Below are 21191 nucleotides of genomic sequence, written 5' to 3'. Positions count from 1 at the left end.
CCAAATCTGGACCAGGCAATGTTCAATCCACAAACAGTGCCTGCACGTCCTCTTCCGTGAGCGCAGCGCCGATGCGTCCTTGGGAATCGAAAATGCTGTCGGCCAGCGCGCGCTTGCGGGCCTTGAGTTCGTCCATTTTCTCTTCGATCGTACCGGTAGCCACCAGCCGATAGACAAAAACGGCCTTGTCCTGACCGATGCGATGAGCACGATCGATGGCCTGCTCCTCGACCGCGGGATTCCACCAGGGATCGAAGATGATCACGGTATCCGCGGCCGTCAGGTTGAGTCCGACACCGCCGGCCTTCAGGCTGATCAGGAAGAGGTCGCTGGCACCGTTCTGAAACCCGTCGATCGCGCTCCTGCGGTCCTTCGTTTCACCGGTTAGCACGCTGTACCGGATCGCGAGCGCGTCGCAGCGCTTGCGGATCAGCGCCAGCATGGAGGTAAACTGCGAGAATACGATGATCTTGCGCTTCTCGCTCAGGAGTTCTTCGACCATCTCCATCAGCCGATCGAGTTTTGCCGACGGACGCTGGACGCCGTCGCCGAGGTTCAACAGCGCGGGATCGCAGCAGGCCTGACGCATCCTGAGAAGGGCTTCGAGCACGACGATATGGCTCTTGGCCAGGCCGCGTTCCCGGATCGCCTTCCGGACCTTGTCCGACATCGACAGACGGATGGCGTCGTAGAGCTCCCGCTGGCTGCCTTCGAGGACGACACCCTCTGTAAACTCGCTTTTCGGCGGCAACTCGGCGGCCACCTCCTGCTTGGTCCGCCGCAACAAGAATGGCTTGATGCGGTGGGTCAGCACCCGGGCGCGTCCGAGGTCGGCGCGCTTCTCGATCGGCGTCCGCCAGTCGCGCACGAACGTCGCCCGATCGCCGAGATACCCTGGATTGGCAAAGCTCATGATCGACCAGAGTTCGCCGAGATGATTCTCCATCGGCGTGCCGGTCAAGCAGAAGCGATGCCGCGCGCGGATGCCCTGGAGCCGACGCGTCGTCGCCGTGTTGGAATTCTTGATGGTCTGAGCCTCGTCAAGCACTGCGACGTGCCATTCGCGCGCGAGCAGCACCTCGTGGTCGCGCGCGATCAGCGGATAGGTCGTAAGAACCAGGTCGTGATCGGCGATCGCTTCGAAACTCTGCCTGCGGTCAGGACCATGCAGAACGAGAACCCTTAAGCCTGGCGTGAACTTGCGCGCCTCGTTGAACCAGTTGGTCATCAGGCTTGTGGGAGCGATGACGATCGCCGGATCCGTCAGATGACCGCGCGCCTTCTCCAGCGCCAACAACGCCAGTATCTGAACGGTCTTGCCCAGTCCCATGTCGTCGGCCAGTACGCCGCCCAAGCCGCTCTCCCTGAGCAGGTCGAGCCAGGCCACGCCTTGCGTCTGGTAGGGTCTCAAGGCCGCGTTGAAATCGGATGGCAGGACGGGACAAGGCAATCCGCGGGCACTGAGCAGTCCCGCCATACGACGAAGATTTTCCGCTCCCCTGAAGACGAAATGATCGGCTTCGAGACCGAACAGCGGCACGATCTGGGCGCGCGAGAGCCGGATCTTCCCTGACGCATCAACGAAGGCTTCGCGCAAGGCCAGGCTATGGAGCGCCAGTACAAGCGGAAGGAAGCGATCGGCCGCCATCGCCAGATAGCGGCCGTCGGCCAGCGGCAGGTAGACGCTGCCGCCATCGTCCGCGAGCCGCTTGACCGTCTCTGGCGCGAATCCGGGTTGCGATATTAGCGTGGCCAGTAGCGGGGCAAGATCGCGGCGTTCGCCATCAATCTCGATCCCGAGCGCTAGCTCGAACCAGTCGATGCCGCTGCTTTCGAAGTCGGCATCGAACACCCCGGATGACGTCGCCAGGCGGTACGGGAAATCGTCGTCGATGCGGATCTCGAAACCAGCCGCTTGCAAACCGGCGGCCTCGACGTTGAGGAAGTCGAGCCATTCCGCCGGCTGCGCGAAGGCCAGGTCCTTCGTATGCACGGCATCGAGCAGGGGGAAAGCCGATCTCGCGTCGACCAAGCCGAGACTGGTCAGTCGTGCAGCCATCTCCTTCTCTTTGGCCTTGCGTCGCGTAACGACGTGAATGCTTCCGTCGCTGAACGACTCCACGCGATGCGCGGATTCCGACTGTTCGATTTCGACCGGGCCGTAGCGGAAGCTGACGCGGGCCACCGGTACGCGTTCGGGCGTACGGTCGCCGCCATAGTAATAGGCATGGGTCATCTTGCGCCCCAGCATGAGGCGAAGCACCGGCTCCGGATCCACGTTGATCTTCACCGCTGCGGCGGGAGGCTCCGGCAACCAGCCAGGATCGAGGCCGGGCAATTTCTGGCCTAGATGTTGCACGACTTGCGCGACATGGGCATACGGGATCGCAGGCGCCAACAAAAGCCGGCTGCTCAGCCGTTCCGGAAGATTCAACCCGATCGGCCCGATCAATCCGGCAGCCGCGTCGACATAGACCGGCGGCTCGGCGTCGAGCGCCGTTGCATCTTCGACGGTCAACAGCGGACCGATCCCGTCCTTGCTGACCTGACGCCACGCGATGCGACCGCCGCGCGCATCGCTCCATTGCAGCGCCACGCCACGGTGATCACGCCAGAACGCCCGCCCCGTCGCGACGATCCGTTTCAGGACATCGGCCGAATACGCGCGTCGGCCCAGCGTGTAGCCGGACCGAAACTCGCTGGACAGCCTGACGAGGACGTCAATGTCGGAGCCGAGATAATATTTCGGAGCGCGATCGACCGAAAAATCGGCCAAAGATGGCTGCGACACCTTGCTGCCGAACTCGCCTGTCTTCAGGATTTTCACGGATACCAGCGACACGTCCATGCAGGGAACGCAGCCTGCCGACAACGCGGGCTGCAGATAGTAGAGCAATCGCTGCGTGACATCGGGCGGATAGTCCGCGTCCCGCACCGACCGGCCGACCGTCTCGATCCATTCCGTGATTTGGTAGGGCAGCGCCGCGTCAGGTCGCAGCTGCCCATTTCCCGCGGCGCCTCGCGACGCCAGCATTGGCGTACCGGCCGAAGGTGCCCGCCGGTGCAAGGCTTCAAAGAGCGTCGCGGCAACATGCTTGCAGTTCACGGCCATTGGACAGCTGCAATCGCCGTCGACGTCGACCAGTCGATCGCCGTCAAACTTCAGCACAATATCGACCCGATAAGGCTTGCGTTCGGTTCCACTCACCCGCGCATTCACGCGGGTGAGATCCTCACTGATCTCCACGTCCGAGACGCGGCCCTGGGCACGGTAAACGAGGGCCTTGTCCACGGCCGACCGGCTGAAGAAACCGAGGAAGTCCTTCTGTCTCAGTCGCTCGGAAAGATTCGGATCGTCAGGCATCACGGATTGCGGTTTCCACAGGAGCGGCGGTCCCGGACCAATCCACTAATAGCAGACGGAATATATCGGCCAACCAGCATCGACCAGCGCCTGCCCTGCTTCCACACCTTCCCTTGTTGTCGGCCGCGACACATTGTGGCCGACAGACTCCCGCAGAAGGCCTAGCTGCCTCACGCCGGACCGCGGTCCGGCCCGGGATCACGACCGGCGGCCGCGTGCGAGAGCCGGCCCATATAATGCGCCCAACCCTTATCATGGGCCGCGCACTGCGCGGCGTTCGGGAGGCCGCTATGGGTCATGCGGAGCAGCGTGCCGTTGTCCTGCTCCATCAGGTCGATCTCGATCAGGCTCGATCCCGGCGGCACTTCCTCGCTGCCCTCCCAGCCGAAGCTGTAGGCGAGACGATGCACCGGCACGACCTCGCGGAACGCACCGCGCGCGGCGCGGCTGCGATCGCTGCCGAGCCCCTTGAGGAAGTAGAGGCCCCCGGGATGCGTCTCGGTCGCGGCTTCCAGCCCCATCCAGCTCACGATCTTCTGCGGATCGGTCAGGAAGGCGAACACGGTTGCAGCCGGGGCTGCGATCTGGATCTCGCGTTGAACGATGAAGGCTTCAGTCATCGATCCATGCTCCATTGACAGTCGGTGCTCAGGGATAATTCGTGACAAGAATGGTGCGTCAACCCCATGATGGTGTGATGCAATTGTCCTCGACGTTGAGCTGGCTGGTCGACGCCGCCGCCGAGACCGCGGGCGCCAACCGGTTGTTGGCGGACCTCGGTAGCCACCTTATCACGGATGGCCTGCCGCTTGCCGGCGGCGCTCTGACGCTCGAGGTTCCGCACCCCCTGATTGCAAGACGAACCTGGCTGTGGCGTGCCGACAATGGCGAGGTCATCGAAGCGCTCGGATTCGCGCCGGAACAACCCTTTGCGATGCCCGACATGGTGGGATCCGGCGACGCCGGCCGGCGCTGGCTCGGAACTCTCGCGCCCGGCCCGATCCACGAGGGCACGATCGGAACGCGGCCGGATGGCCCGACCCTCGGCTGGATCGGGACACGCGCCTTCACACCTGCCGAAGCGGATCAATTGCGCGAGGCGGCGCGGTTCATGGCCGCGCCGCTCGCCGCGCTCGCGGCGCGCGCGACACTGACGGCGGCGCTGGAGGCGTATCTCGGCCGGCGCAGCGCGGCGCGCGTACTGGCATCGCCATTGCGGCGCAATACCGGCGAAACCATCCGGGCGGCGCTGCTGTTCGCAGACCTCCGCGGCTTCACCACGCTGTCGGAAAGCCATCCGCCTACCGAGGTGATCGCGGCGCTCGATGCCTGGTTCGACCGCATCGCGGGCGCCATCCACGCCTTCGGCGGCGAGGTGCTGAAATTCATCGGCGACGGCCTGCTTGCGATCTTTCCGGTCACGACCAGCGCGCGCAACGCATCCGAGGCGGCATTGCGCGCGGTGTCGGCGGCGCGCGTCGGCATGGCGCATCTCGACGTAGAGCGACGCAAGCAGGGCTTGCCGCCGTTGCCATTCGGCGCGGCGCTGCATCTCGGCGAGGTGCACTGGGGCAATATCGGCGCCGCCGACCGCCTCGACTTCACCGCGATCGGCGCCGCGGTCAATCTGGTGAGCCGGCTCGAAGGGCTCTGCAAGCCGCTGGAGCAAACCGTGCTGGTTTCGGGCGCCCTCGCTGCCGAGACCGAGACGCCGCTGGTCGCGCTCGGCAGTCATGAATTGCGCGGCATCGCGCGGCCATGCGCGGTCTTCACCTTGCCGGAGACTTGAGCCGGTCATCTGAACAGGCGCAGCCATGGCGCCAGATGAAATGCGCTCATCAGCGCGTACATCGGGACCATGCCCTGCAATGACAGCGGCCCCTGCATCGCGCCGCAGATCATGTCGGCCGGCGCCATCGCGGCAATCAGCGCCATCACGGCGAAGGTCGGTGCCGCCGCCAGCGACAGAAAGCGCGCCACGATGGGCCCGCGTCCACTGAGCCGCCCCCTCACCCAATCTTCTCGTGTTTCAATACCGGCCATCGTTCGATCTCTCTGGAGATGATCCATGTCGTCATGTGCTAGGTTAGGACCGGGCCTCGGAGGGTGAGAGTGACAAGTGTGTCGGGATTCGAATGGACTCGCTGATCATAGCTGCGGCGCGCGCGCTCGCGGCGGGTGATCCCCTCGGCGCACTGAAACGGGTAGCCTTGCGCGACGATGCGCCGGCGCTGGCGCTGCGCGGCATCGCGATGGCCCGGCTCGGCGATTTCGCCCGCGCCAAGGAGCTGCTGCGGCGCGCAGGCCGCGCCTTCGGCCCGCGCGAAGCCGTCGCGCGGGCGCGCTGTGTGGTGGCGGAGGCCGAGATCGCGCTGGTGTCGCGCGACCTTTCCTTTCCCGGGAAGAGCCTCGCCGCGGCACGCGCAACGCTCGCGGCACGAGGCGATGCACTCAATGCTGCCCACGCCGGCTATCTCGAAATCCGCCGCCTGCTGCTGATCGGGAGCGTTGATGCGGCCGAGCGCATGCTTGACGGCCTCGACCCGGCGCCGTTCCCGCCGGCGCTGCGGGTCGGCCATGAACTGGTCGTCGCCGGAATCGCGATGCGGCGGCTGCGGACCAAACCGGCACGCGAAGCGCTGGCCCGCGCGAGGGAAGCCACGCGCCGCGCCGGCATCGCCGAGCTCGCGGCCGAGGTCGAGAGCACCGCGCGCCTGCTCGCCACGCCCGCGGCGCGTCTGATCGCGCGCGGCAGCGAGCGGCCGCTGCTGCTCGAGGAGGTCGAAGCCCTGATGGCGTCGAAGGCCCTCGTCGTCGATGCCTGCCGCTATGTCGTGCGCGATACCAGCACGACGGTCTCGCTGACCCGGCGGCCGGTGCTGTTCGCGCTCGCGCGCGCGCTGGGCGAAGCGTGGCCGCAGGACGTGTCGCGCGGCACGCTGATCTCGCGGGCGTTTCGCGGCAAGCAAGCCGATGAATCACACCGTGCGCGGCTACGCGTCGAGATCGGACGGCTGCGCCGCGCGCTGCGGCCGCTCGCCGATCTCAGCGCCACGCCTGACGGCTTTGTGCTGGAGCCACATGGCCGGCGCGAGGTGAGCGTTTTGGCGCTGCCGGTCGAGGAGGAGCATGCGGCGGTGCTGGCCTTTCTCGCCGACGGCGAGGCCTGGTCGAGCTCGGCGCTGTCGGTCGCGCTGGGGGCGAGCCAGCGCACCGTGCAGCGTGCGCTCGACGCATTGGCCGCCACCGGCAAGGTGCAGTCGGTCGGCCGTGCCCGCGCCCGGCGCTGGATGACGCCGCCGGTGCCGGGATTCACGACGACGTTGTTACTCCCTGCCCCGCTGCCGAACGGCTAGCATCAGGGCGCAATTGGAGCGTTTTCGAGCGAAGCGGATGCCGGTTCGCGTGAAGAAAACGCGTCAAAACAGGAAATCTGGAGATTCGGTTCTGATTCAGCCAGAACCGAAGCTTCAGGCGACAGGAGCGCAGCATGAAAAAGGCCACGGCCGAGATCATCCGGGAATACGGCCCCTTCGACGGCGTCGAGAACGTCGGCGGCGTCAGCTTCGACGGCGAGCAGGTCTGGTTCGCGGCCGGCGACCGCCTGGTGGCCTTCGATCCCGACAGCGGCAATACCACCCGCACCCTCGACATCGCGGCCCATGCCGGCACCGCCTTCGACGGCAAGCACCTCTATCAGATCGCCGAGGACCGCATCCTGAAGATCGAGCCGAACAGCGGACGCGTGATATCCACCATCCCCTCACCTGGCGGCGGCCGCGACTCCGGCCTCGCCTGGGCGGAGGGCTCGCTGTGGGTCGGCCAGTATCGCGATCGCACGATCGTTCAGATCGATCCGGAAACCGGCAAGGTTCTGCGCACCATCGAAAGCAACCGGTTCGTCACCGGCGTCTCCTGGGTCGATGGCGAACTCTGGCACGGCACCTGGGAAGGCGATGAAAGCGACGTGCGACGCATCGACCCGCAGACCGGCGAGGTCATGGAACGGCTGGAGATGCCGCAGGGCACGTTCGTCTCCGGGCTGGAGTCCGACGGCGGCGACCGCTTCTTCTGCGGAAGCGGCTCCGCCAACAACAAGGTGCGTGCCATCCGGCGGCCGAAGCGCAGTCGCGCGTGAAGCGATTTGCGATCACCTTTCGGCCAGAGAAAGAATAGAGCGGATCACCTGGCGCTTCTCGTCCGACAAACCCGCGAGCAGCGCCTCGTCGAGATGCTGTTCTCGAATGAGCCGTGCGAAGACAAGCGGGAGCTGCGAGTATCGATAGTCGAACATCTCATCGAGCTCCCTCCTTTGCTGGTGCAGATAGTCGCCAACTTCCCACATCTCCGACGGCGTCGCTGCCGCAAAGGCCCTGCTCTTGAATTCGACCATCACCTTGGCGAGTGCGCACTCCACCGCAGAATCATAGGCCTTGCGCGCAATCTTCTTTTCGGCCGGGGACCATTGGAGATCACGGTACATAGTGGGCTCTCATACACTTGGCATCGTGCCAACAATCATGGCATTCAACCGTGGATGCCCGACCGATGCAATGACGCCACAACGTTGCCCCTTTGCCCGCCGCTCGGCAAGAACAATGCGTCTGTCCGAGCGGCGCGCTGCATGACCTAGGTCAAACCTCATGCCGGCGCCGGCACCGCCGCGGGCCGCGCCGCCGGGATCGGGCGGAAGGTCATCATGATCAGGAACGCGCCGATGCCGACGGCCCAGGAGCCGACATAGAGCCAAGTGTAGCTCGCAAAGGTGTCGTAGATCAGGCCGCCGGCCAAAGGCCCGGTCGCCATGCCAAGGCTGCCGGCCATCGCGGTGCCGCCGATCACGGTGCCCATCATCCGCAGCGGGAAGTTCTCGCGGATCAGCACGGAATACAGCGGCATGGTGCCGGCATAAATGAAGCCGAAGATCGCCGCGACCGCGTAGAATGCGGCAAGCTCGCGCACGAAGACGTAGCCGAGCGCGCCGAACGCCTGCGCCAGCAGGCCAAGCACCAGCACGCGCTTGGCGCCGAAGCGGTCGCCGAGCAGGCCGAAGGCGATGCGGCCGCCCATGCCGGCGAGCCCTTCGATGCTGTAGATCGTTACCGCAGCAACCATCGGAATGCCGCAGGTGACCGCGTAACTCACGGTATGAATGATCGGGCCCGAATGGGTGGCGCAGCAGAAGAAATTGGTCGCGATCAGGATGATGAATTGCGGCGAGCGCAGCGCCTGCGCCAGCGACATCGGCGGTTCGCCGTTTTCGGAGACCGCTTCAGCGTGGTCGCCCTGCAGCGCCGGCGGGCGGCGCACCAGGAACGAGACCGGGATCATGATCGCGCCGACCACGCCCGAGACGATCAGCATCGCGGTGCGCCAGTCGTGGTGGGAGATCAGCCAGGCCGCGAGCGGCGACATCGTCATCGGCGCCATGCCCATGCCGGCCGATACCAGCGAGACGGCGAGGCTTCGATGGGTGTCGAACCAGCCGGTAACGCAGGCCATCATCGGGGCGAAGATCGCCGCCGTGGCCGCGCCCACCAGCGCGCCGAACACGAACTGAAAGGCCAGCAGCGATGTCACCTGGCTGGCCAGCGCGAGGCTTGCCGCCAGCACGACCGATCCGGTCAGCACCACCGGGAGCGGCCCGAACCGATCGGACAGCGTGCCCCAGATCATGCTGGTGAAGGCCATCGCGAGGAAGCCGATCGTCATCGCGCTGGAAATGCCGGTCACCGACCAGCCGGTCTCGCGCGCCATGGGCTGGAGGAACACCGGCAGCGAAAACATGCCGCCGATCGCGACGCAGCCGAGCAGGCCACCGGCCGCGACGATCACCCAGCGATAGGTCGAATTGCTCATTCCGGAACTCCCATGCAGCTCGTTCTGGCTGGAAGACGAGCAGACAGGGCTGGAACCGACAGGCGACGAGCGTTCCAGCTCACTTTTTTGCGAGCATGGCGTCTAGCCCGGCTACCGAGATATTGGTCAGCGGCCAGCCAAACTGCACCCCGGCTGCGGCGCGATCTCGCCGAGGGCGTGGACCTGCACCAGCTCGGAACCTTGCGTCCTGGCGATGAACATGCTCATCGCCACGTGATGATCCTGACCGAGCGTGACAGGGCCGGTCGGCGACGGAACGGCGAGGCCCGCCATCGCGTCGATGATGGCTTCCTTGTCGAGCTTGCCGGCCTTCTCGGCCGCCGCCTTCAGCGCGATCAGCGTGTTGTAATGCGTCATCACATAGTTCGACACCGCGACACCCGGCTCCGCGACGGCGCGGGCCTTCGCGACGAACGCCTTGACGGCAGGATCCTCACTCGCCGCGACCGCCGGCACCACGGTCACCATGTTCTGTCCCTTGCCACGGAAGATGCCGAGGTCGACTTCCGACAATCCGAGGAACGCGACGGTGATGTCCTTCAATAGCCCGGCCTCGTCGGCCTGCCGGATGAAATCCATCCCGTCACCCTTCAGCGCGAACAGCAGCACCTTGGCCTTGCTCGCCGCGATCTCCGCGATCAGCGGCGAGAAGTCGTGCTCGGTCCCCAGCGTGTATTTCGTCGCGACCACCTTGCCGCCGAGCTTCTCGATCAGAGGCTGCGCGATGCCGAACATCTGATGCGGCCACACCCGGTCGGCGCCGAGCAGGAAGTAGGTGTTGCCGAACGTCCGGCTCATGTAGGGCAGCAGCTGGCCGAGTTCCTGGTTCGGCACCGCGCCGAACGAAAACAGATAGCGGCTGCATTTGCCGCCCTCGTAATTGGTGGCATAGAGCAGCGGCGTCTTCGAGCTCTCGGCAATCGGCACCAGCGCATTCAGGTTTTGCGACGTGATCGGACCGACCACCGCCAGCACGCCCTGCTTCTCGACCAGCGAGCGCATCGCCTCAGCGGCCGCCTGCGGCCGTGTCTTGTCGTCGGCATAGATCACCTCGACCGGCCGGCCAAGAATGCCGCCGGCCGCGTTGATGTCCCTGACGGCGAGATCGAGCCCAAGTTTCGCCTGCTGGCCGTAGAGCTCGACCCCGCCGGAAAACGGCAGCACCGCGCCGACGCGGATCGGTTCGCCGGATTCGGCAGCGCGCGCCGGCTGAAGCATCGCACCGAAGAGCAGAAGCGCGAGCGTCGTGCAGATGATCGAGCGTGATGCCATGTGCGTCTTTCCTTCAGACAGGAAGCATCCAGTTTGGTCGATCTTATCGGCGTGGCCCTGAAGAATTCGTCAAGCGCGCCCCCATTTGCGTCACATTCGAGGCTATGCTCACTCCGCGCGTCGAGACATTTCCGCGCGCCTTCCTCCTCAAGATTTCTGGTCTATCGGGCAACCCGCCTTCGCGGCGTGCTCGTTCGCGCGGTGTGACGATCGATGAAAGGACACCCTTTGCAAAACCGCTTCGTCCTGATCTCCGGCTGCTCCGGCGGCGGAAAATCGACGCTGCTGGCTGAACTGGCCGCACGCGGTTATCCCGTCGTCGAAGAACCCGGCCGCCGCATCATCGCCGATCAGCTTGCGTCCGGCGGCAAGGCCCTGCCCTGGGTCGATACGGCGGCCTTTTTGCGTCGCGCCATCTGCGTCGGACTGAAAGATCTGGAGATGGCCAAGGCCCATTCGGGATGGGTGTTCTTCGATCGCGGCCTCGTCGACGCGGCGACGGCACTGGAGGCGTTGACAGGCGAGCCGGTGCTGCACCCGATCTGCTCCGCACATCGCTACCACCGGCGCGTGTTCATGACGCCGCCATGGCCCGAGATCTACGTCACCGATTCCGAGCGTCGGCACGGCTTCGAGGCAGCGACGGCGGAGTATCAGCGTCTGATGGAGGCGCTGCCGACGCTCAGCTACAACGTCATCGGCCTGCCGAAGCTATCGCCATCAGAGCGGGCCGATTTCGTGCTCACGACGCTCGGCGGCGGCGCCGCATCGGTGACCTGGTCAGGCCGTCACTCCGCGGCCTCGCGCTGCGGAACGCCCTGCTCGACGTCGAGCTGCAAGATGTCGTTGAAGCGATTGAAGGCGCCGCATAGCGCGATCCGCCAGGTCAGCTCGACGATCTGCGCTTCCGAGAAATGTTCGCGCAGGCGTGCGAAGATCTCGTCGCGGGTCTTGTTCCAGTTGCTGGTGACGGCGATCGCATATTCGACCACGAGCTTGTCGAGCGCATCGAGCTCGGGATGATTCTGATAGTCGAGCAGCCGCTCGGCGCCCGCCTCCGAAACACCCTGGATCGCGAGCTTCGGCGCATGGTGCGACACGCAATAGTCGCACTTGTTGAGCAGCGAGACCGTGACCAGCGCGACCTCGAGATGGCGCTTCGAGACCACCGCCTCGTCGGCCAGATCGACCAGCAGCGACCACATGTGCTTGAAGATCGGCGGGCGCTGCGCCATGACGCCGGCCTGGTGCTCGAACGCGCCATAAGTGGTCATCTTGTCCCACAGCGGCTTGAGCTCGGCCGGCAGGTCGTTCTTGGTCTTGATTGACACGCGTGACATGGATTGCCTCGGATCGGAATTGAACCGATGCAGCCTGCCCCCCTTCGCCGGACGTCGCAAGCGGCAGGACAGCATGGCAGGCGTCACGCTGGCCGCAACCCGCGGCGCGGTCCGGCAAGCGGAGCGACTGTCACCTCAGAACGACGTCCCGCCTCCGAACCGGAACTCCTGCACGATGTCGTATTTGCCCTTCGTGATCGGCACCGCGTAATCGAAGCGCAGCGGGCCGAATGGCGAGGCCCAGATCAGGCCGACACCGACCGAGGTTCGTACCACGTTCCCATCGTCGTATTGGAGGCCGCATTTGCAAGCAGCGGTATTCACCTCGCCGGTTGCGGCCCACGACGTCGGGCCTTCATAACCCCAGAGCGAGCCGGCGTCCGCATAGACAGCCCCCTTCAACCCAACCTCGGAGGGCAGGAACCAAAACGGCATCTGCAGCTCCATCGACGCGCCCCAGTATTTGGTGCCGCCGAGCGCATCCCCGACCGCACCTAAGCTCGCATAGGTGATGTCGCGCGGGCCGATGCCGTTGGTGGCAAAGCCGCGTACGAGATTCGGCCCCATCTGGAAATGGTCCAGCATGCGCAGATCATTGTCGCCGACCTTGGTGAGCAGGCCGCCCTGCAGGTGGATCAGCCCGATCAGGTCGGACACCAGCGGCGTATAGTATTTCGCGTCGACCGCGCTCTTCAGATATGTCACGTCGCCGCCGACGCCGGCAAAATCCTGCTTGAAGTCGATCAGCAGGCCGTCGGTCGGGTTCTTGTTGTTGTCGAGGGTGTTGTAGGTCAGCGTGTAGCCGATCTGCGAGGTCCAGGTCGCCCCTGCGGCGAGCTCCTTGCGCACCGGCAAGGTGGATTCTCCGTCGCCGTAGCAGCCATATCCATAAAGCCCTGACGAGACCGAGTTCGTGGGATCGACGCCGCCGAGCACACTCTGGATGTAGGCGGGTGTTGGATTGAACGCGAGCGACGGGTTGGCCGGATTGTTGTTGCAGTTCGCGTAGGCGCTATCGAGCGAGATTTCCTGCTGATAGAGCGAATATCGCAGCTGGAGGGTCAGGTCTTCGCGCAAGGCCAGGCCGAGCCGCGGCGAGAATCCGATCGTCTTCACGCCATAGGTCGTGTAGTCCGTCGGCAGCTGCTCCTTGTAATACGCATCGAGCCCGAGCGCGACGCGATAGTCGAGCAAATACGGCTCGACAAAGGACAGCGACAGGCCGCGCGAATACTGGCCGTAGCTGACCGTCGCCTTGGCGAACAGGCCACGGCCGAGCAGATTGCGTTCAGAGATACTCACTTCGGCGAGCGCGCCGTCCGTCGTGGAATAACCGCCCGACACGGAGAAGTCGCCGGTCGACTTTTCCTCCAGGTCGACGACCAACACCACGCGATCGCTCGTTGAGCCGGGCTCGGTGGTGATCTTGACGGTCTTGAAGTAGTCGAGATTCTTCAGCCGCCGCTCGGCGCGATCGACCAGCGCGCGGTTATACGCATCGCCCTCGGAGAGATCGAACTCGCGCCGGATCACGTAGTCGCGGGTGCGGCCGTTGCCGCGAATGTCGATCCGCTCGATATAGGTGCGCGGCCCCTCCTCCACGCGAAACACGATGCCCACCGTGTGGGCCTCGAAATTCCGGGCGCCGTCCGGACGGACCACCGCGAAGGCGTAGCCGCGGCGCGACGCTTCGATCTGCATGTCCTCGACCGATTTCTCGACCGCCTCGACATTGTAGAGCGAGCCTTCGCCGACGCGCGACAATGAACGCAGCGTCGTCGGATCGAAGCCCGCAATGTTCGAGCGGAAACTGACCGTCGCGACGCGGTACTGCTGCCCCTCATCGATCTTGAACGTCACCTGAAAGCCCTTGCGCTCCGGATCATACTCGGCGAGCGCAGCCACGACCTGGACGTCCGCGTAGCCGTGTTTCAGGTAGAAGCGGCGGATCAGGTCACGGTCGGCCTCGACCCGATCAGGGTCGTAGATGTCGGCATTACCGAGAAAGCTCAGGAAGTTCGTCTCGTGGGTCTTGATCACGTCCTTCAGGCGCGCCGCCGAGAAACTGTTGTTGCCCATGAACTCGATGGTCTTGATGCCGGTCTTCGCTCCCTCGTCGACGGTGAAGACGAGATCGACGCGGTTATTCGAGCGTTCGATGATTTCCGGCGTGACGTGCACGTCGTAGCGGCCTGAGCGCCGATAAATCTCGGCGATCCGCAGTGCATCCGACTGCACCATCGGCCGCGACAGGGTACCCCGCGGCTTGGACTGCATTTCGGCCGCGAGCTGCTCGTCCTTGATCTTCTTGTTGCCCTCGAACGCGACGCGGTCGATCACCGGATTCTCGATCACGGAAACGACGATCCGTCTGCCCGCCTGATTGATCTTGACGTCCTGGAACAATCCGGTCCCGACCAGATCCTTGAGGGCGTCATCGATGGCGGCCTGGTCGAGATGGCCGCTGGGCCCGGCCCTGAAATAGGAGCGGATGGTCTCCGCCTCTACCCTCCGGTTGCCTTCGACCGTGATCGCATCAACCGATTGGGCCGCCACCGGTGCCAACAATGGCCATATCACCGGCGTCCCCGGGATCGAAAACCCCGACAGCACGATCGCCGCGACAAAGCCCCGCCACGTCTTCATTCCACACCTCGCGAACAAGAAGCCCGTTGTGACGGGATGGTGATGGCTGCGGTGTGGCTGCAGGATTGCGGGATTATTTCCAGTGGTTTGGGACTGTTAGCGCGACGCGACGCGGCCGGCATCGCGGATTGTTTCGGGCCGCGGGCGACGCTTACAGTTCAGAAACACTATGCTTACGAAAAGGCGCAATGCCGCCCACAAGCGACGCGTATGCTGGTCAATTGGTGGCTGAGCGCGCTGGAACGCGCGTCAGTAACGTCATGATGAGGACCCAGTCGCGGATCATGCTTGCAAACACTCCGAAGATCCTGATCGTCGAAGACGATCTGCAAACCAGAGACTTGATTGCCCGCTACCTGCGCGACCAATCCTGCCTGGTGGCCACCGCCTCGAACGGCAGGGAAATGGATCGTTACCTTGCCGGGCATTCGCTCGATCTCGTCGTCCTCGATCTGATGCTGCCCGGAGAGGATGGACTAACCCTGTGTCGCCGCCTGCGCGGCGACTCGACGATCCCGATCATCATGCTCACGGCAAAGGGCGAGGACCTCGACCGGATCCTCGGGCTCGAGATGGGCGCGGATGATTATCTCGCCAAGCCGTTCAATCCGCGCGAGCTGCTGGCGCGGATCAACGCCGTGCTGCGCCGCCAGGCCCAGGCCGGCCTTGCCGGGCGCTCGGGCCAGAGCGCCGCGCGCCTGCGCTTCCAGGACTGGACCATCGATCTGCGCCTGCGCGAACTGCGCGATCCCGACGGCGCCCAGGTCCCGTTGACGAGCGCGGAGTTCGACCTGCTGCAGGTGTTCTGCGAGCGACCCGGCCGGATCCTGACGCGGGATGGCCTCTTGACCATGACGCGCAGCCGGCCGGCCAGTCCGTTCGGGCGCAGCATCGACGTGCTGGTCAGCCGGCTTCGCCGCAAGCTCGATACGAGCGAAGGATCGTCGGTGATCCGGACGGTGCGCACCGGGGGCTACATCTTCACGCCGCATGTGGAGGACGCATGAGCTGGACCCGCAGGATTGCCGCGCTTTTCAGCTTCCACCGGATCAGTGGCCAGATCGCCGCGCTGATCCTGCTGTCGCTGGTGCTCATCCATGCCCTGATCGGGCTTTATTTCGTCAGCCAGAAGCCGAGATCGTTTGCGGACAGGCCGATCCATCAGTTCCAGCTGGTTGCCAAGCTTCTGGCCGAGGCCCCTGCGGCCGATCGCGCAACGCTGTTGCGCGCTGCCGATCGAGCCTTTCCTCGCTTGCACCTCACATTGCGCGACGCAGGTCCGGGCTCGTCTGACGGTGTTTCGTCAGAGCCGCCCGGCGTCGACGATATCGACGAGTTTTCCTCGAAGACCGCGCCGGCGGCGGTTCGGTTGCCGGACGGAGCCCTGTTCGAAGCGACGATCGGCCCGACGAAAATGCCGCCCTTCTTCGGCGGATTCTGGGTCAGCACATTCCTGTTCCTGTTCGTCAGCGTCACGCTGCTCGGCGTGTGGGCCGGCCGCGCGCTCAGTGCGCCGCTTTCCGCTTTTGCCCGCGCCGCCGAGAATTTCAGCATCAGCCAGGCAGCCGCGCCGCTGCCGGAAACCGGCCCGGAGGAAATCCGCGCCGCAGCGGTCGCGCTCAATCGCATGCGCGAACGCATCACCACGCTGATGAATGACCGCACGCGGATGCTCGCCGCTATCAGTCACGACCTGCGCACGCCGATCACCCGGTTGCGGCTCAGGTCCGAATATATCGAAAACGATGCCCAGCGCGCGGAGACCCTGCACGACCTCGACCAGATGCAGGCCATGCTGGAGTCCGTGCTGTCATTCCTGAGCGGCGGCAGCGCGGCGAAGCCGACGCTTGTGAACGTCGCTGCCCTGCTGCAGACGATCTGCGAGCAATTCTCCGATTGCGGTCACGTCGTGCGCTACCAGGGCCCGGTCAGGGCTTCGCTCCTGATCCGTCCCGGCGAGATCAGCCGCACCGTGACCAACCTGGTGGAGAATGCCCTGCGCTTCGGTAGCGAAGTCGATATCCGGCTGACCGCGTCACCCGATCAGGCCACCATCGACGTCTCGGACGACGGTCCGGGGATTCCCGAGCACCGCCGGGCCGAAATGCTGAAGCCGTTCGTCCGGGGCGACGAGGCCCGCACCATGGACGAGAAAAGCGGGTTCGGACTTGGCCTTTCGATCGCTCAGGCCATGGTGTGCGGGCATGGCGGCGAGCTGTCCCTGCACGACAACGCGCCGCACGGCCTTCTTGTCCGCATCAAATTGCCGGGGCCCGTGCACCTCGGATCGGATCGAAGCGGGGCGAGCGTGTCTCGACCCGTGCTTCCTGAGCTCGTGTCCGGCTAAAGCAAGATTCAGAAGCGCTTGCCCCTGCCACCCGGCCGCTTTTGATCAGACCCAGACTGCTTCAGTCCGTCCGGCGCGGCGCGGATACGGCGCGTTACAATTTGGCCCGCGGGATCAGGCCTTCTTCGGATCGGCGCGCGTGTTGCGCAGCAGATTGTCGCGCAGCCTCGCAACAGTCTTCTGCACGACGGGAAACTCGTCGCCGAGCCCGGTGGCTTCGACCAGGGACACATTGATGTCCTTGTCGAGCAGGCCTCGGCCGGCCGGCGTCAGGCTCACGCGAACCTGCCGCTCATCGGCGGGATCTCTGACGCGGCTGATATAGCCGCTCTGCTCCAGCTTCTTGAGGATCGGCGTCAGCGTGTTGGATTCCAGAAACAGCTTTTCGCCGAGCGCGCTGACGGTCTGCTCGTCCGCCTCCGACAGCGCCACCATGGCGATGTATTGGGTGTAGGTCAGGCCGACCGCGTCCAGGATCGGCTTGTAGGCGCGGCCGAAGGCCAGATTGGCCGAATAGACCGCAAAGCACAGAAAATTCGAGAGTTTTCGGCCCTTGGTCTCGGCCTTGGAGGAGCGGGTCACGGATGTCTCCGGAGTTTGGGATGTCGCGGTCAATATAAATCGCATCCGATTAAATCGGAAGTGCTTGACATGATCAAGCCCGGGGTCTATTTCGACGCGTACACGATTAGATCGGATACGATCTATATTATTCATCCTAAAGGAGTTCGCCATGACCGCCAATGCAAAGGTTCTCGTCACCGGAAAGACGCACGTCACCGCCGGCCCGAACGGCGCCGCCCGCTCGCGCGACGGTTTCCTCGACGTCAAGCTGCCGCAGCCGCACCCCGCCGCGGAGAACCTGTTCGCGGCCGCCTGGTCGGCCTGCTACATCGGCGCGATCCAGCTCGCCGCCGGTCAACGCAAAGTCAAGCTCGCAAGCGAGCCCGAGGTCGAGGCCGAGATCGATCTGAACCAGGCCGGCAGCGCCTTCTTCCTGAGCGCCCGCCTCAACGTCCACATCCCCGACGTCGAGCGCGAGGTTGCGCAGGAGCTGATCGAAGCCGCGCACGGCATCTGCCCCTACTCCAAGGCGGTTCACGGCAACATCGATGTCACGACCACCCTCGTCTGAAACGAGCACATGACGATCTCCGACGCGGGCCGACCGCTTGCCGGCTCGCGATCGGACAAGGACGCAAGCAAATCCTGGAGTTCAAGATGACCAGCAAGCTGATGAAGGCAACGCGCCTCCTCGCAAGGACGGCCTTGTTCACCGCTAGCCTCCTGACCATACCGAGCGCACAGGCGCTCCAACCAGCCGGCTTCACGCGGACCGACCTGCAGCGCCACGACCTCAGCGCCTCCGGGCGTGAAGCCGTGCAGGTGCGGGTCGACATCGCGCCGGGCAAGGCATTCGGCCGCCATACGCATCCGGGCGAAGAAATCATCTATGTGCTCGCCGGCACGCTCGAATACGACGTCGACGGCAGGCCGCCGGCGAGGTTGAAGGCCGGCGACGTGTTGTTCATTCCCGCCGGCACGGTCCATGCGGCGAGGAATGTCGGCGACGTCACCGCCAGCGAGCTTGCGACCTACATCGTCGAGAAGGACAAGCCGCTGCTGACCCTCGTGAAGTGACCGATACCGCCTGCCCGCCCCTGCGTCTGGGCAGGCACGGCGACATCGTGTTCACTTCGTGCCGTGAGCCGCGGCCTGCTGCATCGGCCGCGCGTTGAAGATCAGGAAGCTGAGCGCGGCCATGATCCACACCCCGATCCCGCCATAGAGCATCACCCAGCCGAAGCCGCTTGCGAGTGCCTGATGCACGACCGGGCCGGTCAGCTCCGGAGTGGATGCGACGTCGCCGGCCGCGATCCGCTCGGCGATTGCCCGAAGTTGCGCGCCGTCCAGCGCCGGCAGCACCGCCTTCAGATGCGCCAGCACGCCGCTCGCCAGGATAAAGCCCATCAGCGCGATGTTGACTGAAAGCGAAACCATTCGCGCGCTCATGTCGATGCCCGAGGCCATGCCGGCGCGATCGCTCGAGACCGAGCCAGTCGTCGTGTTGGTGACCGGCGTGTTGGTGATGCCGAGACCGATGCCGGCGAGCAGGCACCCCGGCAGCATCGTCGCCCAGTCCGGCTGCACGGCGGCGCTGCCGAACTTCATCAGCATGAATCCGGCGCCGATCGTGAACAGCCCCGGCGGGATGATCACGCCCGGCTGATAGCGCAGCGACAGTCGCTCGGCTAATGGCGGCATCACCAGTGTCGGCAGCGTATAGGCAAGCAGCGCAAGACCCGCGGACATGCTGTCATAGCCGAGGCCGGCATGAAACCAGATCGGCAGGTAGATCATGAAGGGCCAGTAGCTGAGGTTCATCGCCGCCGAGCCGACGATCGAGCCGGAGAAAGCTGGAATCCGGAACACCGAAAAGTCGAACATCGGCCGCCGGCTGATCTTCTCGGCAATCAGGAACGCGATGAAGCTCACGGCGGAGACGCCGAGGATCGCAAGCCCCTTCGGGCTGGCAAAGCCGAGATCCGGCCCCTGCGTGATGTAGAAGGCGAGGCAGAACACCGCGAGCGACATCGTCACGATACCGGCGACGTCGAGGCTGCTCGCCTTCGGATCCTTCGATTCATGCACGCCGCCGATCGTGAGCACGAACGCAACGGCTGCGAACAGCACGTGGACGAGGAACACCCACTCCCAGCTCAGCACCGCGACAACGGCGCCGCCGATGATCGGGCCGAAGCCGATACCGATGCCGAAGATCACGCCCCACCAGCCCCAGGCAACGGCGCGCACCCGGCCGCCCTGGAATTCGTGCGAGAGCACGGCGATCTGGCAGATCAAGAGCGCGCCGCCGCTCAGGCCTTGCAGGAACCGGGCGAGGATCAGCATGTCGACGCTCGAGGCAATGCCGCAGATCAGCGAGGTGATGCCGAACGCCGCGATCGCGACCAGGAAGATGCGCTTGCGTCCGTAGCGGTCCGCCACCGTCCCGATCGCCATCAGCACCGTGGTGACCGCGATCGTGTAGGCGTTCATGATCCATTGCAGCGCCTTGAAGTCGGCATGCAGCACCCGCTCCAGCGTCGGCAGGATCGCGGGGATGCTGGAAATCTCCAATCCGAACATCAGGCAGGCAAGGCATACGGCGGACAGCACGACAGCGCCGCGGCGGCTCAGTTCAGTAGACATGATCAGGCCTTTTGTTGTGGCAAGCCAACGGCATACCGCACGCTGTTGCCAGGGTGCTGGCAGCAGCGTCGGTCGATCGACTCACGATGTATTGAGGCAGCAGCGGCAGGAATCGGGTGGCCGCAGCGCTTCACAGCGCAAAGCTAGTCACGGCTTGAGCATTGGTGAATTGGATGACTAGATATTTCAGAGACAACAAATCCGGATGACTGACATGACCACGCTCGACGTCGACGCCGTGAAGACATTCGTGACCATCGCCGATCTCAAGAGCTTTACCCGCGCCGCCGAAACGCTCGGCACCACGCAGGGCGCGATCAGCGTCAAGTTGAAGCGGCTGGAACGCCAGCTCGGCTACAGGCTGATCGAACGGACACCGCGCCTGGTGCGCCTGTCGGCACAGGGCGCGGCTTTCCTCGCCCCCGCGCAGGAACTGCTCGCCGCGCATGATCGCGCCGTGGCGGCGTTGTCGCCCGCACGCCCGCGTCGCTTCTCGATCGGCGTCGCCACCCATGTCGGTGGCGCGGAGGTCCCGACCTTGCTGGCACGGCTGCATGCGCACGACCCGGCGCTCACCATCGAGGTCCGGCTCGAGGACTCCCGCGACCTGCTGAGCGCCTTCGATCGCGGCGAGATCGACGCCGCCATCGTCCGCCGCGAGGACGACCGCCGCGACGGCGAGATGCTGGCGACGGATCACTATGGTTGGTTCGCCACGCCGGACTTCGTCCATCGCGCGGGCGAGCCGCTGCGGCTCGCCGCCTCCTCGCCGTCCTGCGGCGTGCTCAACATCGCGACGCGCGCGCTGGCGGCGGCGGGCATCCCGTGGACGGAAACTTTCCTCGGCTGCGGATCCTTTGCCGTCGCCGACGCGGTCGCCGCAGGCCTCGCTACGTCGGTGTTCTCCCGCCGGCTCGCCCCGGTCGGGACGATCGAGGTCAGCCGGCGGCTGGGCCTGCCTGCGCTTCCGCCGTCCGAGATCATGCTGCTGTCGGCGCTGTCAGATGCAAAATCCCGCGCAGTCCTGAAGACGATCGTTGGCGCCTTTCGCGAGCACCATCGGATGCCCGCGAACCGCGCGGCAGAGGAAATCCATACCGTCACGGAAGTTGTCGGGTCCTGAACGATCTGC

General features: G+C 64.9%; 18 protein-coding genes and 1 pseudogene. 9 read left to right on the top strand and 10 right to left on the bottom strand.

Annotation, left to right across the window (positions count from 1 at the left end):
• Positions 1-22: 22 nt before the first annotated feature.
• Positions 23-3364, bottom strand: coding sequence for an SNF2-related protein (locus ACE10X_RS19325; RefSeq protein ID WP_375764461.1), 3342 nt, complete (start codon positions 3362-3364; stop codon positions 23-25).
• A 170-nt stretch (positions 3365-3534) separates the two neighbouring features.
• Complete coding sequence (locus ACE10X_RS19320) at positions 3535-3984, bottom strand: SRPBCC domain-containing protein (protein ID WP_038383637.1); 450 nt, start codon at positions 3982-3984, stop codon at positions 3535-3537.
• Between the two features lie 77 nt (positions 3985-4061).
• Between ACE10X_RS19320 and ACE10X_RS19315 the strand changes: the two genes are divergently transcribed.
• Positions 4062-5153: an adenylate/guanylate cyclase domain-containing protein gene (locus ACE10X_RS19315; protein WP_038383633.1), complete on the top strand. Its 1092-nt coding sequence runs from the start codon at positions 4062-4064 to the stop codon at positions 5151-5153.
• Positions 5154-5158: 5 nt separating this feature from the next.
• On the opposite strand, the gene ACE10X_RS19310 is transcribed toward ACE10X_RS19315, so the two are convergent.
• Complete coding sequence (locus ACE10X_RS19310; RefSeq protein WP_050386687.1) at positions 5159-5344, bottom strand: hypothetical protein; 186 nt, start codon at positions 5342-5344, stop codon at positions 5159-5161.
• 155 nt (positions 5345-5499) lie between these two features.
• Between ACE10X_RS19310 and ACE10X_RS19305 the strand changes: the two genes are divergently transcribed.
• A complete protein-coding gene (locus ACE10X_RS19305) occupies positions 5500-6720 on the top strand; it encodes a hypothetical protein (protein WP_038383631.1) in 1221 nt (406 codons plus the stop codon).
• Positions 6721-6854: 134 nt separating this feature from the next.
• On the top strand, positions 6855-7502 hold the full coding sequence (locus tag ACE10X_RS19300; RefSeq protein WP_038383630.1) for a glutaminyl-peptide cyclotransferase: 648 nt from the start codon (positions 6855-6857) through the stop codon (positions 7500-7502).
• 12 nt (positions 7503-7514) lie between these two features.
• Here ACE10X_RS19300 and ACE10X_RS19295 read toward each other — a convergent pair whose 3' ends face one another.
• From ACE10X_RS19295 to ACE10X_RS19285, 3 genes are all read right to left on the bottom strand, one after another.
• Entirely contained in the window at positions 7515-7847 is a 333-nt protein-coding gene (locus tag ACE10X_RS19295; protein ID WP_038383629.1) for a hypothetical protein, read from the bottom strand.
• Positions 7848-8005: 158 nt separating this feature from the next.
• Complete coding sequence (locus tag ACE10X_RS19290; RefSeq protein ID WP_038383628.1) at positions 8006-9223, bottom strand: MFS transporter; 1218 nt, start codon at positions 9221-9223, stop codon at positions 8006-8008.
• 126 nt (positions 9224-9349) lie between these two features.
• Positions 9350-10516: a substrate-binding protein gene (locus tag ACE10X_RS19285; RefSeq protein WP_038383627.1), complete on the bottom strand. Its 1167-nt coding sequence runs from the start codon at positions 10514-10516 to the stop codon at positions 9350-9352.
• Positions 10517-10729: 213 nt separating this feature from the next.
• Between ACE10X_RS19285 and ACE10X_RS19280 the strand changes: the two are divergent.
• Positions 10730-11269 (top strand): annotated as a pseudogene (locus tag ACE10X_RS19280) (AAA family ATPase); the annotation flags it as partial.
• 35 nt (positions 11270-11304) lie between these two features.
• Here ACE10X_RS19280 and ACE10X_RS19275 read toward each other — a convergent pair.
• Positions 11305-11856, bottom strand: a complete 552-nt coding sequence (locus ACE10X_RS19275; protein ID WP_038383625.1) for a carboxymuconolactone decarboxylase family protein — start codon at positions 11854-11856, stop codon at positions 11305-11307.
• 135 nt (positions 11857-11991) lie between these two features.
• Positions 11992-14502 (bottom strand): outer membrane protein assembly factor BamA, encoded by a 2511-nt coding sequence (bamA, locus tag ACE10X_RS19270; protein WP_038383624.1) that lies wholly within the window; start codon positions 14500-14502, stop codon positions 11992-11994.
• A 284-nt stretch (positions 14503-14786) separates the two neighbouring features.
• Between bamA and ACE10X_RS19265 the strand changes: the two genes are divergently transcribed.
• Together ACE10X_RS19265 and ACE10X_RS19260 are read left to right on the top strand one after the other, a co-directional pair.
• Complete coding sequence (locus tag ACE10X_RS19265) at positions 14787-15509, top strand: response regulator (RefSeq protein WP_026192667.1); 723 nt, start codon at positions 14787-14789, stop codon at positions 15507-15509.
• Entirely contained in the window at positions 15506-16849 is a 1344-nt protein-coding gene (locus ACE10X_RS19260; protein ID WP_038383623.1) for an ATP-binding protein, read from the top strand. Before ACE10X_RS19265 ends, ACE10X_RS19260 begins: the two co-directional genes overlap by 4 nt.
• Positions 16850-16963: 114 nt before the next feature.
• Here the strand turns inward: ACE10X_RS19260 and ACE10X_RS19255 are convergent, their stop codons facing one another.
• Positions 16964-17431, bottom strand: coding sequence for a MarR family winged helix-turn-helix transcriptional regulator (locus ACE10X_RS19255; protein ID WP_038383622.1), 468 nt, complete (start codon positions 17429-17431; stop codon positions 16964-16966).
• A gap of 151 nt (positions 17432-17582) precedes the next feature.
• On the opposite strand from ACE10X_RS19255, the gene ACE10X_RS19250 reads away from it, so the two are divergent.
• Together ACE10X_RS19250 and ACE10X_RS19245 are read left to right on the top strand one after the other, a co-directional pair.
• The gene (locus tag ACE10X_RS19250) at positions 17583-17984 is read left to right on the top strand and encodes an Ohr family peroxiredoxin (RefSeq protein WP_375764460.1); all 402 of its coding nucleotides are present in this window, start codon (positions 17583-17585) and stop codon (positions 17982-17984) included.
• 101 nt (positions 17985-18085) lie between these two features.
• The gene (locus ACE10X_RS19245) at positions 18086-18490 is read left to right on the top strand and encodes a cupin domain-containing protein (RefSeq protein ID WP_038383636.1); all 405 of its coding nucleotides are present in this window, start codon (positions 18086-18088) and stop codon (positions 18488-18490) included.
• Between the two features lie 51 nt (positions 18491-18541).
• On the opposite strand, the gene ACE10X_RS19240 is transcribed toward ACE10X_RS19245, so the two are convergent.
• Complete coding sequence (locus tag ACE10X_RS19240) at positions 18542-20059, bottom strand: MFS transporter (RefSeq protein WP_038383620.1); 1518 nt, start codon at positions 20057-20059, stop codon at positions 18542-18544.
• A gap of 214 nt (positions 20060-20273) precedes the next feature.
• On the opposite strand from ACE10X_RS19240, the gene ACE10X_RS19235 reads away from it, so the two are divergent.
• On the top strand, positions 20274-21182 hold the full coding sequence (locus ACE10X_RS19235) for a LysR family transcriptional regulator (protein WP_051002889.1): 909 nt from the start codon (positions 20274-20276) through the stop codon (positions 21180-21182).
• Positions 21183-21191 lie beyond the last annotated feature (9 nt).

The organism is Bradyrhizobium sp. Pha-3 (genome assembly GCF_042258325.1).
Classification (GTDB): domain Bacteria; phylum Pseudomonadota; class Alphaproteobacteria; order Rhizobiales; family Xanthobacteraceae; genus Bradyrhizobium; species Bradyrhizobium elkanii.
The sequence above is the reverse complement of the archived record's forward strand: the minus strand, read 5'-3'. Positions and strand labels throughout refer to the sequence as shown.

What these genes read in the sequence shown, in the direction of transcription:
- ACE10X_RS19320 (WP_038383637.1), bottom strand. Translation starts at nt 3,984, where the DNA reads ATGACTGAAGCCTTCATCGTTCAACGCGAGATCCAGATCGCAGCCCCG.
- ACE10X_RS19245 (WP_038383636.1), top strand. Translation starts at nt 18,086, where the DNA reads ATGAAGGCAACGCGCCTCCTCGCAAGGACGGCCTTGTTCACCGCTAGC.
- ACE10X_RS19290 (WP_038383628.1), bottom strand. Translation starts at nt 9,223, where the DNA reads ATGAGCAATTCGACCTATCGCTGGGTGATCGTCGCGGCCGGTGGCCTG.
- ACE10X_RS19250 (WP_375764460.1), top strand. Translation starts at nt 17,583, where the DNA reads ATGACCGCCAATGCAAAGGTTCTCGTCACCGGAAAGACGCACGTCACC.
- ACE10X_RS19265 (WP_026192667.1), top strand. Translation starts at nt 14,787, where the DNA reads ATGCTTGCAAACACTCCGAAGATCCTGATCGTCGAAGACGATCTGCAA.
- ACE10X_RS19275 (WP_038383625.1), bottom strand. Translation starts at nt 11,856, where the DNA reads ATGTCACGCGTGTCAATCAAGACCAAGAACGACCTGCCGGCCGAGCTC.
- ACE10X_RS19300 (WP_038383630.1), top strand. Translation starts at nt 6,855, where the DNA reads ATGAAAAAGGCCACGGCCGAGATCATCCGGGAATACGGCCCCTTCGAC.
- ACE10X_RS19260 (WP_038383623.1), top strand. Translation starts at nt 15,506, where the DNA reads ATGAGCTGGACCCGCAGGATTGCCGCGCTTTTCAGCTTCCACCGGATC.
- ACE10X_RS19235 (WP_051002889.1), top strand. Translation starts at nt 20,274, where the DNA reads ATGACCACGCTCGACGTCGACGCCGTGAAGACATTCGTGACCATCGCC.
- ACE10X_RS19285 (WP_038383627.1), bottom strand. Translation starts at nt 10,516, where the DNA reads ATGGCATCACGCTCGATCATCTGCACGACGCTCGCGCTTCTGCTCTTC.
- bamA (WP_038383624.1), bottom strand. Translation starts at nt 14,502, where the DNA reads ATGAAGACGTGGCGGGGCTTTGTCGCGGCGATCGTGCTGTCGGGGTTT.
- ACE10X_RS19315 (WP_038383633.1), top strand. Translation starts at nt 4,062, where the DNA reads ATGCAATTGTCCTCGACGTTGAGCTGGCTGGTCGACGCCGCCGCCGAG.
- ACE10X_RS19325 (WP_375764461.1), bottom strand. Translation starts at nt 3,364, where the DNA reads ATGCCTGACGATCCGAATCTTTCCGAGCGACTGAGACAGAAGGACTTC.
- ACE10X_RS19295 (WP_038383629.1), bottom strand. Translation starts at nt 7,847, where the DNA reads ATGTACCGTGATCTCCAATGGTCCCCGGCCGAAAAGAAGATTGCGCGC.
- ACE10X_RS19305 (WP_038383631.1), top strand. Translation starts at nt 5,500, where the DNA reads ATGGACTCGCTGATCATAGCTGCGGCGCGCGCGCTCGCGGCGGGTGAT.
- ACE10X_RS19240 (WP_038383620.1), bottom strand. Translation starts at nt 20,059, where the DNA reads ATGTCTACTGAACTGAGCCGCCGCGGCGCTGTCGTGCTGTCCGCCGTA.